Origin of the sequence: Micromonospora sp. NPDC049101 (assembly GCF_040648675.1) — a bacterium.
GTDB lineage: Bacteria > Actinomycetota > Actinomycetes > Mycobacteriales > Micromonosporaceae > Micromonospora.
Window position 1 is genome coordinate 60575 of the sequence record NZ_JBEZED010000006.1, and the last position, 14540, is coordinate 75114.

Annotated in this window: 18 protein-coding genes; 10 read left to right on the plus strand and 8 right to left on the minus strand. The window is 73.1% G+C overall.

All coding sequences use genetic code 11. From position 1 onward, the window contains the following. The first annotated feature begins 12 nt into the window (after window positions 1-12). A complete protein-coding gene (locus AB0B57_RS10005; protein WP_357067353.1) occupies window positions 13-531 on the plus strand; it encodes an FxsA family protein in 519 nt (172 codons plus the stop codon). Window positions 532-592: 61 nt separating this feature from the next. Here the strand turns inward: AB0B57_RS10005 and AB0B57_RS10010 are convergent, their stop codons facing one another. From AB0B57_RS10010 to AB0B57_RS10020, 3 genes are all read right to left on the minus strand, one after another. Beyond that, complete coding sequence (locus AB0B57_RS10010) at window positions 593-934, minus strand: RNA polymerase-binding protein RbpA (protein WP_030327608.1); 342 nt, start codon at window positions 932-934, stop codon at window positions 593-595. A 193-nt stretch (window positions 935-1127) separates the two neighbouring features. Then, entirely contained in the window at window positions 1128-2312 is a 1185-nt protein-coding gene (locus AB0B57_RS10015; RefSeq protein WP_357067356.1) for a hypothetical protein, read from the minus strand. 50 nt (window positions 2313-2362) lie between these two features. Beyond that, window positions 2363-3739: an MFS transporter gene (locus AB0B57_RS10020; protein WP_357067358.1), complete on the minus strand. Its 1377-nt coding sequence runs from the start codon at window positions 3737-3739 to the stop codon at window positions 2363-2365. Window positions 3740-3796: 57 nt separating this feature from the next. Here AB0B57_RS10020 and AB0B57_RS10025 point away from each other — a divergent pair, with 57 nt between their 5' ends. Genes AB0B57_RS10025 through AB0B57_RS10035 form a run of 3 tightly spaced genes read left to right on the plus strand, consistent with a single transcriptional unit; the run spans window position 3797 to window position 6771 of the window. Further along, window positions 3797-4444, plus strand: a complete 648-nt coding sequence (locus AB0B57_RS10025) for a TetR/AcrR family transcriptional regulator (protein ID WP_357067360.1) — start codon at window positions 3797-3799, stop codon at window positions 4442-4444. 57 nt (window positions 4445-4501) lie between these two features. Beyond that, entirely contained in the window at window positions 4502-5941 is a 1440-nt protein-coding gene (locus tag AB0B57_RS10030; RefSeq protein WP_357067362.1) for an NAD(P)-binding domain-containing protein, read from the plus strand. Beyond that, the gene (locus tag AB0B57_RS10035) at window positions 5938-6771 is read left to right on the plus strand and encodes an SDR family NAD(P)-dependent oxidoreductase (RefSeq protein WP_357067365.1); all 834 of its coding nucleotides are present in this window, start codon (window positions 5938-5940) and stop codon (window positions 6769-6771) included. Before AB0B57_RS10030 ends, AB0B57_RS10035 begins: the two co-directional genes overlap by 4 nt. Before the next feature lie 109 nt (window positions 6772-6880). Here AB0B57_RS10035 and AB0B57_RS10040 read toward each other — a convergent pair whose 3' ends face one another. Next, window positions 6881-7531 (minus strand): LysE family translocator, encoded by a 651-nt coding sequence (locus tag AB0B57_RS10040; protein WP_357067367.1) that lies wholly within the window; start codon window positions 7529-7531, stop codon window positions 6881-6883. Between the two features lie 224 nt (window positions 7532-7755). Between AB0B57_RS10040 and AB0B57_RS10045 the strand changes: the two genes are divergently transcribed. Together AB0B57_RS10045 and AB0B57_RS10050 are read left to right on the plus strand one after the other, a co-directional pair. Continuing rightward, entirely contained in the window at window positions 7756-8244 is a 489-nt protein-coding gene (locus AB0B57_RS10045; protein ID WP_357067369.1) for a DUF1992 domain-containing protein, read from the plus strand. A 41-nt stretch (window positions 8245-8285) separates the two neighbouring features. Then, a complete protein-coding gene (locus tag AB0B57_RS10050; RefSeq protein ID WP_357067371.1) occupies window positions 8286-8828 on the plus strand; it encodes a GNAT family N-acetyltransferase in 543 nt (180 codons plus the stop codon). A gap of 2 nt (window positions 8829-8830) precedes the next feature. Here the strand turns inward: AB0B57_RS10050 and AB0B57_RS10055 are convergent, their stop codons facing one another. After that, a complete protein-coding gene (locus tag AB0B57_RS10055; RefSeq protein ID WP_357067373.1) occupies window positions 8831-9406 on the minus strand; it encodes a maleylpyruvate isomerase N-terminal domain-containing protein in 576 nt (191 codons plus the stop codon). A gap of 151 nt (window positions 9407-9557) precedes the next feature. Between AB0B57_RS10055 and AB0B57_RS10060 the strand changes: the two genes are divergently transcribed. The 3 genes from AB0B57_RS10060 to AB0B57_RS10070 are packed head-to-tail and all read left to right on the plus strand — an operon-like array spanning window position 9558 to window position 12087. After that, a complete protein-coding gene (locus AB0B57_RS10060) occupies window positions 9558-10499 on the plus strand; it encodes an ABC transporter ATP-binding protein (protein ID WP_357067872.1) in 942 nt (313 codons plus the stop codon). Window positions 10500-10514: 15 nt separating this feature from the next. Next, a complete protein-coding gene (locus AB0B57_RS10065) occupies window positions 10515-11273 on the plus strand; it encodes an ABC transporter permease (protein WP_357067375.1) in 759 nt (252 codons plus the stop codon). A gap of 31 nt (window positions 11274-11304) precedes the next feature. Beyond that, complete coding sequence (locus AB0B57_RS10070; RefSeq protein WP_357067377.1) at window positions 11305-12087, plus strand: ABC transporter permease; 783 nt, start codon at window positions 11305-11307, stop codon at window positions 12085-12087. A gap of 60 nt (window positions 12088-12147) precedes the next feature. Here the strand turns inward: AB0B57_RS10070 and AB0B57_RS10075 are convergent, their stop codons facing one another. Further along, a complete protein-coding gene (locus tag AB0B57_RS10075) occupies window positions 12148-12780 on the minus strand; it encodes an NAD(P)H-binding protein (protein WP_357067379.1) in 633 nt (210 codons plus the stop codon). 78 nt (window positions 12781-12858) lie between these two features. Here AB0B57_RS10075 and AB0B57_RS10080 point away from each other — a divergent pair, with 78 nt between their 5' ends. Then, window positions 12859-13386: a MarR family winged helix-turn-helix transcriptional regulator gene (locus AB0B57_RS10080; RefSeq protein WP_357067381.1), complete on the plus strand. Its 528-nt coding sequence runs from the start codon at window positions 12859-12861 to the stop codon at window positions 13384-13386. Between the two features lie 17 nt (window positions 13387-13403). Here the strand turns inward: AB0B57_RS10080 and AB0B57_RS10085 are convergent, their stop codons facing one another. Both AB0B57_RS10085 and AB0B57_RS10090 read right to left on the minus strand, forming a co-directional pair. Continuing rightward, on the minus strand, window positions 13404-13880 hold the full coding sequence (locus AB0B57_RS10085; protein WP_357067383.1) for a tetratricopeptide repeat protein: 477 nt from the start codon (window positions 13878-13880) through the stop codon (window positions 13404-13406). A gap of 74 nt (window positions 13881-13954) precedes the next feature. Further along, on the minus strand, window positions 13955-14536 hold the full coding sequence (locus AB0B57_RS10090; RefSeq protein WP_357067385.1) for a histidine phosphatase family protein: 582 nt from the start codon (window positions 14534-14536) through the stop codon (window positions 13955-13957). Window positions 14537-14540: the final 4 nt, after the last annotated feature.

A 14540-nucleotide genomic window follows, 5' to 3' on the forward strand; every position in this document is an offset into this window, starting at 1 on the left:
CGATGAGGTGAAGTGCGCCGAGGACTGAGGTTCGTACCGTTGGCCCTGTTGCTGGCGGTGGTGCTGGAGTTGGCGGTGTTCGTCGGTGTCGGGCGGGCGCTGGGGTTCGGCGCGGCGGTGCTGCTGGTGTTCGCCGCGTCCCTGCTGGGGCTGGTGCTGCTGCGCCGGGAGGGGATGCGCGCCTGGCGGGGTTTCCGCGCCGCCGCGGCGGCCGGGCAGCCACCCGGCGGGCAGGTCACCGACGGGCTCGTCGGGTTGGCCGGCGCCCTGCTGCTGGCGGTGCCCGGGCTGGTCAGCGGCCTGGTCGGGTTGCTGCTGCTGGTGCCACCGGTGCGTCGTCTGGCCCGCGCCGGTGTGCGGCGGGCCACCGAGCGGCGGGTGTCGTCGATGGTCGCCGGTGACCTGTTCGGCCCCCGCACGGTGCGGGTGCGCCAGGGTGCGCCCCAACCGACCCCGCAACCGGAACAGCCGGTGGTCGTCGACGGTGGTCGGGCCATCGAGGGCGAGATCGTCGAGCCCGGTCGCCACTGACACCTGCACGGACACGACGACGCCCCCGGGGAGAACCCGGGGGCGTCGGTCGTCGTGCGGCTCAGGCGCGGCCGCGGCGGGTCCGAACCTCCTGCAGGCGCTCCTCGAGGATGTCCTCAAGCTCGGCGATCGAGCGCCGCTCCAGCAGCATGTCCCAGTGGGTACGCGGCGGCTTGGCCTTCTTCTGCTCCGGCTCGCTGCCGTCGACGAGTCGGGCGACGCTGCCGTCGAACTTGCATTCCCAGGTCGTCGGGACCTCGGCGTCGACGGCGAACGGCACCTCGAACTGATGGCCCTTGGCGCAGAGGTACTCGCGGGTCTGACGCGGCGCGAGCTCCGTGTTGCGGTCGGATTCGTAGCTCACCGCGCCAAGGCGGCTTCCGCGCAGCATACGCTCGCCCATGATCGACTTCCCCTCGTTCGTGGTGCTGGTCTTCTGGGTGTAACGGTGCGTTCCCGTCGAGCCATTCCCGCCCGAGGGCGTGAGGCGTCCACGGGGGTGGGCCGCGACCCAAGGGTAGCCGGCCGGGACGCGCACCCGACCAGGTGATCCCCAGCCGGGCCGCAACGGGGTGTATCCGCTGCCACCGGGGAGGTTAACCGCCCGGAGGTCGCGAAGGTTGCGCCGTGCCCGACTCGGCCGGTTGCGGCACCGACCCGAGCCGGGCCAGCGCCACCGCCAGGTCGCTGACCTGGTCACCGAGCTGCGCCACCCGCCGCTGGGCCAGGTCCCGGTCGGTCTCGGCGGCGTCGAGTCGTACCGTCAGGGCGGTGACCTGGCTCTCGGCGGTGGCCGCCGCCTGCCGGGCCGCGGTCACCTCGCCGGTGAGCGCGTCGCGCTGCGCCGCGGTGGCGGCCAGCTCCGCGCGCAGCCGCGCCGCCAACTCCGCGGCCTCCTGCCGGGCGTCGTCGAGCTCCCGGGCGGCGACCTGGGCCCGGTCGCGGGCCCGGTCGGCCTGCTCCCGCGCGCGGGTGGCGTCGGCGGCCTCCGCGCGGGCGCGCGCCGCGTCGGCGCGGGCCTGCTCGATCTGACGCCGCACGTCCTGCACCTCGGCCTGCCACCGCCCGGCCCGCTCGGTCGCGTCGGCGGCGACCCGGGTGGCCCGCTCGGCGTCGGCGCGCACCGCGTCGCGTTCGGCGGTCAGGTCGGCCACCCGCTGCCGCTCGGTGTCACGTTGCGCGCGCAGGTCCCGCACCTCGACGCGGGCCTGGTCGCGGTCCCGTTCGGCCTGGTCGCGCAGCGCCTGCGCGGCGCTGACGTCGTGCCGGGCCTGGTCGCGGGCGGCCTCGGCGCGCTGGGTGCGCTCGTCGGCGGCGGTGGCCTGCTGGTGTGCCCGCTCGGCGCGCTGGCGGGCGTCGTCGGCCTCGGCGAGAGCCACGCGGGCCTGCTCGCGGGCGCGCGCCGCGTCGGCGGCGGCGGTCTCGGCGTCGTCGCGGGCCTCGTCACGTTCGGTCTGCGCCGCCGCGACCTCGGTGGCGGCCTCCGCACGAGCCTGCGCGATCTGCCGCTGCACCCCCACCGGCGACAACTCGGCGTGCAGCGACTCGGTCAACGTCTCGACGATCTGGTCGAGGCGGTCCACCGCCTCCCAGGTGCGGGCCACCTGCCCCGGCAGGCCGGGAGCGTTGCGGTGCCGCATCCGGCTGTTACGCGAGGCCCGCTGGCAGGCGCCGTCGTTGTCCCGGCAGTAGCGAAACGGTCGGCCCGCGCCGACACGCTGCGGCACCGGTGCTCCACAGTGGGCGCAGGGGCGGGTCTCGGTGGTGGGCTGGGCATCCATCGAGGTGGCAGTCTAGTGCCGCGGCGCTGGCCGCCCACACCGCGCCAGGGTCAGCTCGCCGCGCGGGCGCTCGCGTCGAGGGTGTAGCGGCGTTGCAGCAGCAGCGCCGCGAGCATCGCCACCGCCGGCAGCAACCCGAAGCCGTAGCGGACCGCCGCCAGCGCCGTGTCGGGCTGCGTCGGGGACTCACCGGCCGTCGAGGCCACGAAACCACCAACGGCCAGGCACAGCGCGTACGCGTACGGGCCCAGCGCCGCACCGGTGGCCTCGGTGGCCGTCCACACCCCGGTGTAGGTGCCGGCACCGCTCGCGGTGGTGGTGCCGGCACCGCTGGTGTCGGTGGCGGCGCGGATCACGTCGGGCAGCATCGAGAACGGCAGCAGTTGCATGCCGGCGAACGCCACACCGAGCACCGCCACCGCGCCGATGAGCACCGGCAGGCCGGCCGGGCGACCCACCGCCAGCACCAGCGAACCGAGGGCGAACGCGCCCTGCGCACCGAGCAACGCCCGCTGCTTGCCGACGCGCCGGGCCACCACCAGCCAGGCCGGCGTGACCAGCAGCGCCGGCGCCACGAACGCGGCCACCAGCACCGTGGTCAGACCGGGCGCGCGCAGCTCGTACTCGGCGTAGTAGGGCACCCCGGCGAGCACCAGGTGGGTGGTCGTGGACATGGCCAGGTACGCGGCGACCAGCCACCGGAACTGCCGGTCGCGCAGGGCGGTGCGCAACGCCCGCCACCCGCCGTGCCCGGACCCGACGCCGCCCGCCGCGGACCCGCGCAGCCGGGCGATGCCGGCGACACCGACCAGCATGGCCACCAGCATCCCCCCGGCGAGGACCACGCCCATGCGCTGGTAGCCGCCCCGGGTGGCGGCGTCGCCGCCGGTGAGCAGCGGGGCCAGCAGCCCGGAGACCAGGATGCCCAGGGTCAGCACGACCATCCGGAACGCCATCAGCCGGGTGCGTTCGTGGTAACCGATCCGCAGGTCGGCCGGGGTGGCCAGGTAGGGGACCTGGTAGGCGGCGAAGAGGAGGTTGCCGGCGACGAAGAACACGGCCACCCAGGCGGCCGCCGGCGCGCCGGTCAGCCCGCCGGGCACCGCGAAGAGCGCGGCGAACGCGACAGGCAGGGCGCAGCCGAGCAGCAGCAGGCGACGGCGGTCGCCGCGTCGGGTCTGCTCGACGTCGGCGCGGTGCCCCACCCACGGGTGCAGCAGCACGTCGGCGATCTTCGGCAGCAGCAGCGCGAGACCGGCCAACCACGGCCCGACCGCCAGCACGTCGGTGAGGAAGTACAGCAGCAGCAGGCCGGGCACTGTCACCCAGATCCCCATGCCGAGCGACCCGACGGCGAAGCCGGCCAGGGGGCCACGGGATAGCGTCGCGTCGGTGGCGGCCACGGGCCGCCGGTCCAGCCCGGTCATCGCCGCATCCCCTCGGTAATCCAACGGTTGCTGGATTCTAGGGGCAGAATGGCGGCCATGACCATGCCCCGACGCCGTCCCGGTCGACCGCGGCGCGAGGAGACCCGACCGACCCGCGAGGTGGTGCTCACCGCGGCGACCGCGCTGTTCGCCGAGCGCGGCTTCGACGCCGTCGGGCTGCGGGAGGTCGCCGCCGCCGCCGGGGTCGACGTCGCCACCGTCGCCCACCACACGGGTACGAAGGCGGCGCTCTACGACGCCTGCTTCGCCCGGGTCTTCGCCGCCGAGCGGGAGGTGCTCACCGAGGCCGCCGAGCAGGCCCGCGCCGCTCTCGACGCGGGGCCGGACGCGGCGCGACGCGCCCTGCACGAGCTGGTCGACGTCTTCGTCGACTTCCTCGAAGACCGCCCGGAGACCACCGCGCTGTGGCTGCGCCGCTGGCTGGAACCGCAGCGACACGCCGAGCTCGACAAGCGCTACGCCGAACCGTTGTACCGGCTGGTCGCGGAGTTGCTCACCGCCGCCGCGGCGACCGGCGCGCTGGCCGAGCCGACCCCGCACATCACCGTTCGCAGCCTGGTCTGGGCGACGCACGGGCACGTGGTGGCGTTGGCCGCCGGCGCGCCCGGGGCCCGGGAACGGCGCGAGTTCCGGGCGTTCGTGCATCGCCTGCTCGACGGGTTGTACGGGTCGTCGGCCCCTTGACGCGTCGCCGCCGCACGACGATTATCCATCGGACGTTGGATTAAGTGGGGGGCGGCGATGGGCGTACCACCTCGGGTGGCGGTGATCGGCGCCGGCGCGGCCGGGCTCGCCGCCGTCAAGGCACTGCGCGACGCCGCGGTGCCGACGATCGGCTTCGAGGCCGCCGACCAGGTCGGCGGCCTCTGGGTGTACGGGGCACCCGACTCGCCCGCGTACCGCACGCTGCACCTGAACACCAGCCGTGGGCGCACCCAGTTCGCCGACCACCCGATGCCGACCGACTGGCCCGACTACCCCGATCACCGCCGGGTCGCCGGCTACCTCGCCGACTACGCCGAGCACTTCGGGTTGGGCGACACCATCCGACTGCGGCACACCGTCGAGCGGGTCACCCGCGATCCCGCCGGCACGTGGACGGTGGCCGCGAACGGGCCGCACGGGCCGGTCTCGGTCACCGTGGACGCCGTGGTCGTCGCCAACGGGCACAACCGGGTGCCCCGACTGCCCGACCCGTCGTACCCCGGCACGAGCACGGCCGAGCAGCTGCACAGCCACGACTACCGGGGCCCGGAGCAGTTGACCGGCAAGCGGGTCCTGGTCGTCGGCGGCGGCAACTCCGCGATGGACATCGCGGTGGACGCCTCGTACGCCGCCACCCGCACCCTGCTGTCGCTGCGCCGAGGCGTCTGGGTGGTGCCGAAGTACCTGCTGGGCCGCCCCTCGGACACCCTGAACGGGGCGCTGGCCCGCCGACTGCCGTGGCGACTGCGCCAACGCATCAGCCAGGCCACGCTGAGCGCCACCGTCGGCAGCCCCGCCCGGTACGGGCTGCCCGCCCCGACGCACGGCTTCCTGCAGGATCATCCGACGCTCTCCGACGGTCTGCTGTCCCGGTTGACCCACGGCGACGTCGAGGCCCGACCCGGCGTCGCCGCCCTGGACGGGGACCGGGTCGAGTTCACCGACGGTCGCAGCGACTCCGTGGATCTGATCATCTGGTGCACCGGCTACCGGGTGGAGATCCCGTTCCTCGATCCGGCGCTGCTCGGCGGGAACGGTGACAGCCTGCCGCTGTACCGGCACGTGTTCCACCCCGACGTCCCGGGCCTGACGTTCGTGGGGCTGATGCAGTCCACCGGCTCGGCCTTCCCCCTGGTGGAGGCGCAGGCGAAGCTGATCGCCGCGCACCTCGCCGGCCGGTACGCGCTGCCCGACCCGGACCGCCAGCGGGCCGTCTGCCGGGCCGAGTTGCGGGCCGCGACCGCCCGCTGGGGGCAACGCCGTCCGGCGATGCGCGTGGACTTCGACGTCTACCTGGCCGAGTTGACCCGCGAGTTGACCGCCGGAACCCGCCGCGCCCGTTCCGGCACCGCCGGTGCGCCCGACTCAACCGCCGCGGCCGGCGCAGGCAGTGCGGGTGGCGCGGCCAGTGCGCGCGACGCAGGCAGTGCGGGCGACGCGGCTGGTGCTGCCTCGTCGGTCGGGGTGGAGCAGTGAAGGGTCGGGTGGCCGGTGGGCTGGCTGGCCGTCGGGTGTTGGTGACCGGCGCGAGCGGAACCTTCGGCCGGCACCTCGGCGCGGCGTTCACCGCCGCCGGGGCTCAGGTGGTGGGGCTCGACCTGCACGCCCGCCCCGACGCCCGCCTGCCGGTGCTCGGTTGCGACCTGACCGACCCGGACGCCGTGCCGGCGGCGGTGCGGGCCGCTACCGACCGGCTCGGCGGGCTCGACCTGCTGATCAACAACGCCGGTGTGGGTGGCCCCGCCCCGGCCGAGCTGGCACCCGATGAGGTGGTCCGGCGACAGCTGGAGGTCAACCTGCTGGCCGCCTGGCGGACCACCGCCGCGGCGCTGCCGCCGCTGCTCACCGCACGCGGCCGGGTGATCTTCGTGGCGAGCCGGATGGCGGTCCTGCCACTGCCGCTCGCCGCCGCGTACGGGGTCAGCAAGCGGGCCCTGGTCGCGTACGCCGACGCGCTGCGCCACGAGGTCGGTACGCACGTCGGGGTCAGCGTGGTCTACCCGAGCATGGTCGCCTCACCCATCCACCACAGCACCGCCGAGGCCGGGCTGTCGCTGCGGGGAGTGTCCCGTCCCGAGCCGGTCGAGGGGGTGGTGGCGGCGATCCTGCGCGCCGCAACCGCCCGCCGGGCACCTCGGGACGTGGCGACCACCCGGCGTGGACGGCTGGAGCTGGCCGTCGGGCGGCACGCGCCCGCGCTGGCCGACCGACTGGTACGCCGTACCCTCGCGGCTCGGCTCGCCGCCGGTGACCTGGACGCCGCGCCCCTGGCCGCCGCGATGCTGCGCCGCCACCGGGGGCAGTAAGGCCCCGGCCCGGCGTGGCGCGCAATGCTCCGCCGCGACCGGGGGCAGTAAGGCTCAGGACCGGGCGTGGCGCGTGATGGTCCGCCGCCACCGGGGGGCGAGGCTCCGGTCAGGGTGTGGCGACCGCCGCGCGGGAGCGGTCGGCGGCGATCCGGACGGCCAGTGCGGCCAGGGCCGTCCCGGTCACCCAGCGCTGCACCCGCAGCCACCCGGGTCGGCGGGCGAAGAACCCGGCCAACGAGCCGGCGCTGAGCACGATCAACGTGTTCACGATCAGCGCGACGGTGATCTGGGTCAGGCCGAGCAGCAGACTCTGCGTCGCCACGTGCCCGCGCGCCGGGTCGATGAACTGGGGCAGCACCGACACGTAGAGGATCGCGATCTTCGGGTTCAGCAGGTTGGTGACCAGGCCCATGGTGAACAGCCGTCGGGGCCGGTCCGGTGGCAGCGGCGTGGGGGTGAACGGTGAGTGCCCACCCGGACGCAGCGTCTGCCACGCCAGCCAGAGCAGGTAACCGGCCCCGGCGAACTTCACCACCGCGTACAGCGTCGGCACCAGGACGAACACGGCGGCCAGGCCGGCGACCGCCGCCATCAGGTAGACGCCGAAACCGGCGGCCACCCCGAGCAGTGACACCAGCCCGGCCCGGCGGCCCTGTGCCACCGAGCGGGACACCAGGTAGACCATGTTCGGGCCGGGCGTGAGGACCACCCCTAACGCGACAAGTGTGGTACCCAGCAGTGCACCCGTACCGACCATGACGTTTCCCCCGTTCGGCGTCTTCGCACCGACGGTAGGCCGGGTGACAGTGTGGACCGAGGGCCACCTGGCAGATCGTGGCCCTCGATTCGGACACCTGGGCCGAAACCACCCCCGGCCGGTGCCGCCGGGAATGGTCACGGCCGCGCACGCGCTGATCCGCGTCAGGTGCGTGTCGCCGTCCGGAGGCGGCGCGTTACGGTGGCCGGGGGAGGTGCCGCAGGGTGACCGAGGCGTGGGAAGCGGCAGTGGAGGCGCAGATCCGGGGAGCCGTGCAACGCGGCGAGTTCGACGACCTGCCCGGCATGGGCAAGCCGATCCCCGGTCGAGGAGCACCGTACGACGAGTCGTGGTGGATCAAGAGTTTCCTGGAGCGGGAGGCACTGCCCAGCGACCTGCTCCTGCCCACCCCGCTGCAACTGCGTCGGCGCATCGAGCAGGTCCCCGACGAGGTCCGCGACCTGCCCACCGAACAGTCCGTACGCGACTTCGTCGGCCAGCTGAACACGCAGATCGTGGCCTGGCTGCGCAACCCCGACGGTCCGCGCGTCGCGGTGCGTCCGGTGAACGTCGACGAGGTGGTGCGCCGTTGGCGCGCCGAGCATGCCCCGCTTCGCGTTCCGACGCCCCCGACCGAGCGGGCGAGCGCCGTCGCCGCGCCGCGCCGGTCCCGCCGTACCTGGTGGTTGCCCTGGCGTCGCCGTTCGCGCTGACCCGGGTGGTCGGCCTCGCACGGCACCGCCAGACTGGGCGGATGGTGATCGAGTTGCGGGCGTCCGGTACCTCCTCGATGCCGGGCCTCGCCCTGCGACCCTGGCTCGACGACGACCTGGACGCCCTGCTGGACGTGTACCGGGACCCGGTGTTGCGCCGGTGGACCCGGATGCCGGTGACCAACCTGACCGAGGGTCGGCAGTGGTTGGAGCGGGTGCGACAGGACTGGGACGCCGGTCGGCGGTACAGCTTCGCGGTCGTCGAGGACGACGCGGACGGCCCACGGCTGGTGGCGAACGTGGTGCTCAAGACGGTCAGCGCGCACTGGCCGGAGCCCGAGGTGGGCTACTGGACGGCGGCGTGGGCGCGCGGTCGTGGCGTCGCCCCGCGGGCGGTCACCGCGCTGAGCCGGTGGGCGTTCGACGAGTTTCCCGCGATGAAGCGCCTCGACCTGCTGCACCAGGTGGACAACGTGGCGTCCTGCCGGGTGGCGCAGAAGAGCGGCTACCTGTTCCAGGAGGTGCTGCCGGCCCGGCCTCCGTTCCCGTTGGACGGTCACCGGCACTCGCTGACCGCCGGCTAGGGTCAGTCCACCGCCGCTCGCCACACCCACGAGGTGCGTCGTGCCCGGCCGGGCAGCTCGCCGCGGCCGGTCATCCACAGCAGAACCTCGGGCGCGGCGCCGTCCGGGGCGTCCGGGAAGAGCCGCCGCAGCACCGCCGCGCTCAACCGCCGTGGTGGCTGCCAGGGCACGCCGAGACCGAGGGTGATGTCGTGGGTGTGCAGCAGGGTCTCGGCCGCCCCCATGGCGGCGAAGCCAGCCGGGTCGCAGGGCCCGAAGTGCCAGGCCCGCGCGTGCGCCGGGGCGGCGTCGACGGCGGTGGCGAGCAACCCGGCGCTGGCCCGCACCACAGTGAGGGTCTGCGCCGGGCTCGCGTCGGGGGAGACCCGCAGGTCGTACGGCAGGTAGCTGTCTGTGGGGCTGGCGGTGACCTGGCCGGCGTACGCGAGCAGGTCGTGTGCGACGTGCGCGGCGGTGGTCCAGCAGCTCCAGGTCAGGGTGCCGGCGGGCACGGACCAGTCGCGCTCGCGGTGCGGGTGCAGCACCCGCGTCATCTCGTCGGCCGCCTGGAGCAGGTCGGCACCGGTCAGCGCGGACATTCGTCGAGCCTCGCACTGCCGGTCGGATGCCGCAACCGGGATCTGCCGCGGCACCGGGATTTTTCAGTGCCCTGCCCAGATCTTGCAGAAGCCTGTTGATTTTCCGTACGCTGCCGTGGTGAGCGAACACCCGCTGGTCCAGGCGACCCAGCTGACGAAGGTCTATCCGCCGCGCGGGTCCACAGCGGAGTTCCACGCCGTCGCCGGCATCGACTTCGAGGTCCAGCGGGGCGAATCGTTCGGGCTGCTCGGCCCCAACGGCGCCGGCAAGTCCACCACCATGCGGATGATCGCCGCGACGTCGCCGATCAGTGGCGGCAGCCTGCGCGTGCTCGGCATGGACCCGATGCGCCAGGGGCCGCAGATCCGTGCCCGGCTGGGCGTCGTGACGCAGGACGACTACCTGGACAACGAGCTGACCGTCCGGGAGAACCTGCACATCTACGGGCGGTACTTCAGTCTGCCGCGGGCCGTCATCCGGGACCGCGCGACCCGACTGCTGGACTTCGCCCAGCTTCAGGAGAAGGCCGGCGACCAGGTCGAGACGCTCTCCGGGGGTATGCGCCGACGGCTGACCATCGCCCGTTCCCTGATCAACGAACCCGACATCCTGCTCCTCGACGAGCCCACCACCGGCCTCGACCCGCAGGCCCGCCACGTGCTGTGGGACCGGCTCTTCCAGCTCAAGCAGGAGGGCGTCACGCTCATCCTCACCACCCACTACATGGACGAGGCCGAGCAACTCTGTGACCGGCTCATCGTCGTCGACCACGGCCGGATCGTCGCGCAGGGCTCGCCCCGGGACCTGATCGGCAGGTACGCCACGCGCGAGGTTCTGGAACTGCGCTTCCGCCTCGACGAACGCGACAACGTCGCGGAGAAACTGCGCACGTCGGCCCTGGCCACCGGCGGCAACGACACCGACGGGCGCGTCGAGTTGCTCCCCGACCGGGTGCTCGTCTACACCGCAGACGGTGAGGCCGCCCTCGGCGCGGTGCACGCCATGTCGCTCACGCCGCTCACCGCCCTGGTCCGCCGCGCGACGTTGGAGGACGTGTTCCTCACCCTCACCGGCCGATCGCTGATCGAGTAGCAGGGAGGACCACCGGTGCTGCACGCCTTCGGATACTGGGTCACGCGCTACCGGCGCACCTGGCGTGGCTCGATCGTGCTCAACGTACTGAATCCGTTGCTGTTCCTCATCGGCATCGGCGCCGGCCTGGGCGCCCTCGTCGACGACAACGCGCCACCCCAGATCGCCGGCGTCTCCTACGCGGCGTTCTTCGCCCCGGGCATGCTGGCCGCCGCCGCGATGCAGAACGCGTTCCTGGAAGGGGCGGCGGGAGTCGCCCGGGCCGCGGGTTTCGGGGCCTACCGCAGCGCCACCCCGACGCCCCTGCGACCGGAGCAACTCGCCGCCGGACACCTGCTCTTCATCACCGTCCGGGTGCTCATCGCCAGCGGCGCCTTCGTCGCGGTGATGGCCGCGTTCGGGTTGATCGGCGGCTGGTGGGCACTCGGCGCCCTGCTCGGCGCGACGCTGACCGGAGCCGCGTTCGCGACGCCGGCCGCGGCGTGGGCAGTCGGCGTCCGCAAGCTGCGCCACATCGACACCGTGTTCCGCTTCGTCATCATGCCGCTCTACATGTTCTCCGGTACGTTCTTCGCCGTCTCGCAGCTACCGGAGTGGATCCGGCCGCTGTCCTATGTGCTGCCGCTGTGGCACGGGGTGGAGCTGTGCCGCACCCTCAGCCTCGGCACGGCCACGATCACCGGCAGTTGCGTCCACATCGCCTACCTGCTGACACTCGCGGTCGGCGGCTTCCTGGTCGCCCGGGTCACCTACCGCCGACGGCTGCACCCGTGACGGCCCACCCACCGAGCCTCGGGGAGACAGCATGAGCACCGTCGTCGTGCCGGCCTGGACGGCCCGCCGAGCCCTCGCGCTCGTCGAACGCAACGCCATGATCTACCGCCGGTCGCTCACCCCGCTGCTCAACGCGCTCGTCGAACCGGTCCTGTACCTGTTGTCGATAGGTGTCGGCGTCGGGCTGCTCGTCGGCACGGTCCCCGGGGTCGATGTCCCGTACGCCGCCTACGTGGCGCCGGCGATCCTGGCCACGACCGCGATGAACACCGCGTTCAACCAGACCAGCTTCGGCGTCTTCGCCAGGATGCGGGTCGAGAAGACCTACGAGGCGATCCTGCCGACACCACTGTCGGTCACCGACATCGCCGTCGGCGAGGTCACCAGCGCGATGATCAACGCGCTGGTGACGTCGATCGGTTTCCTCACCCTCATGGCGGTCAGCGGGCTGGTCACCTCGGCCTGGGCACTGCTGGCCCTGCCGGTGTCGGTGCTGATCTCCTACGCGTTCGCCGCCGGCGGGCTGGCCGTCACGACGTACCTGCGCGACTACTCCGACTTCCAGTACATCCAGCTCTTCATGCTGCCGATGTTCCTGTTCGCGACGACGTTCTATCCCCTGTCGGTCTATCCGGAGGCGGTGCGGCCCCTGATCCAGGCGCTGCCGCTCTACCACGGCATCGAGCTGGTGCGCGAACCGATGCTGGGCCGACTCGGCTGGGGCCTGCTCATTCCGGTGGCCTACCTGCTCGCCTTCGGCTCGATCGCGATGGCCGTCGCCACCCGCCGAATGACCCGGGCGATGCTGCGCTGAGCGACGGGTCGGCATGCCGGAACGCGTGGGCGCACGACGGATCAGGATGACGGTGCTCGGTCAGTACGCGATGCCGATCGCCCGGTGGATTGTCGCGGGGTCGTCCACGGCGGCGAGCATGGCGTGGGCCACGTCGGCCCGCGAGATCGTGTAGCCGCGAACGACATTGCCGCCGATGGTGGTGCGGTACCGGCCGGTCATCGTCTTGTTCACCAGCTTCGGCGGCCGTAGCACCGTCCATTGCGCCTGGCTGTTCGCCATCGCGTGCTCCATGGCACGCAGGTCCGCGTACAGGTCTTTGAGCAGGGCACTGATGACTGGCAGGACAACGCGGCGGTTGAGGAAACTGTCCTCGTCCGGTGTCGGGCCGACCGGAGCGGCACTGACCACGACGAGTCGGCGGACACCTTCGGCGTGCATCGCGCTCAGAATGGCGCGCGTGGCGGTGGAGGCGACCGGCCCGTCGTGGCGTCCGCGCGGGCCCACCCCGGACAGGACGACGTCGCTGCCGCGCACCACGGGGCCCAGTGCGTCGGCGTCGTCGAGCGTCGACACCGTCGTGACCTCCAGTGCCGGGTGTCGCACGTCGAGGCGGACCGGGTCGCGGACGACCGCGGTCACGGTGCAGCCGCGGTCGAGTGCCTGACGCACGACATGGCTGCCGATACCCCCGGTCGCACCGAAGACGGTCATTCTCATCATCATCCTCCAGGTGTGGATCGCCGGTAACTGTTACCGTATCGGACAATAACGAGGACGTACAATAACGAGGTGTTCGACGAGTCCGCACCTGGCACGGACCGGCCACTGGTCGGCCGGGCCAACTTCTTGCTGTCACAGCTCGGGTTCCACATCGCGCAGACGTTCGCCGCGCGGCTGACGCCGCTGGGCATCGCGCCGAACCACTTCGGGCTGCTCATGCACCTGGAGCGAAGTGAAGGCAACACCCAGCAACAGCTCGCTGACGCGCTGGGCATCCACCGCAAGGTCATGGTGGGCCTGCTCGACGACCTCGAGCAGCGCGATCTGGTCGAACGTCGGCGGCATCCCGGCGACCGTCGCGCCCACGCCATCCACCTGACCGAAGCCGCGCGCCAGCTGCTACCCCGCGCGCGCGAGGTCGCCGACCAGCATGAGGACGAGATCCTCACCGCGCTCGACGCCGGCGAACGCGCCCAGCTTGTCGCTGTCCTGCAACGGCTCGCCGCGCACACCGGGAACCCGGCCGGCGTCCACCCGGGCCTGCACCAGTCGGCCGCCCGTTCTCGCCACCCCGAGGGCTCGTCGGGTTCGGCATAGCGCCGCCTCGCCGACCGTTACCCGCGAGCGTCGGTCGGGTCGTCCGCGGCGAAGTCGCGGATGGCGGCGTGGATGGCCGCGCCGTACGGGTCGTTCGGCAGGTGTACCAGGTGTTCGCTGGCCCGAGCGAGGTGTTCCCGGGCCTGGGCGGGGTTGCCCAGCCGGCGGTGGCAGTCGGCCAGGTTCAGGTGCAGCGACGGCAGGAACGCCTGGACCTGGAGCGAGGACAGGTAGCGCTGGGCGCGTTCGTCGGTCAGGTCGGACACGGCGGCCAGGGCACGCTCGTCCCAGCTCAGCTCCGCCTCGGTGGTGTCCTGGAGATCGGCGAGGTAGTGGGCGAGGGTGCAGCGGTGGAAGGCGTCGCCGGTGGGACCGATCTCGTCCCACAACGCGGTGAGGGCGTCGCGGGCGGGGCCGTGCTGCCCTGATCGGCCGAGCTGCACCGCCTCGCCGATACGGGTCATTGTCGGGTCGGGAGTCGGTTGGTCGTCCATGTCGCCGATGGTCGGGCCTCGACCCGGTCGAGGGTCAAGCCGCCGCGGCGGTTGTCAGCGGGGACGAAGCCGCGCTACGCCGACTCATCGAGGTACGGGCCGCGGATCGTCGGCCTGGCGCTCCGGTCGGTGAAGCGGAGGCGATAGACCGCGGGCATCGGCATGCGCCGCTCGAAAACCCAGTCCACGGCAACGCCGAGACCACCCAACGCGCGGGCGATCAGGGTGCTGTGACTGGCCGCGACGACACACCGGCCGGGGTACGTCGCGGCCAGCGCCCGCACCGCCGCGACGGCACGGATCGTCACCTGGTCCAGGCTCTCGCCCCCGGGTCGCGCGAACGACGGCTCGGCCCAACTTCGTTCGTAGTGGGGCTCCCAGTCGGTGGTGAACGGGAGCCCGTCGTCCCACTCCCGCAGCTCCGCCCAGGTGTGCACAGCTTGACCGAGCGCGTGAGCGGTGGGTTGGACGGTCTGGACGGCCCGCAGGTACGGGCTGGACCACACCGCGGCCGGGCACGGCTCGACGAGCGCGTCGACCAGGTCACGTGCCTGCCCAAGGCCGGTCGGGGTGAGCGGCCGGGTGCGCTCGTGCGGGCCGTCCGCGGTCGGCTGGACGGACACCGCGTGCCGGACCAGAACCACCTCGGCGTACACGGCT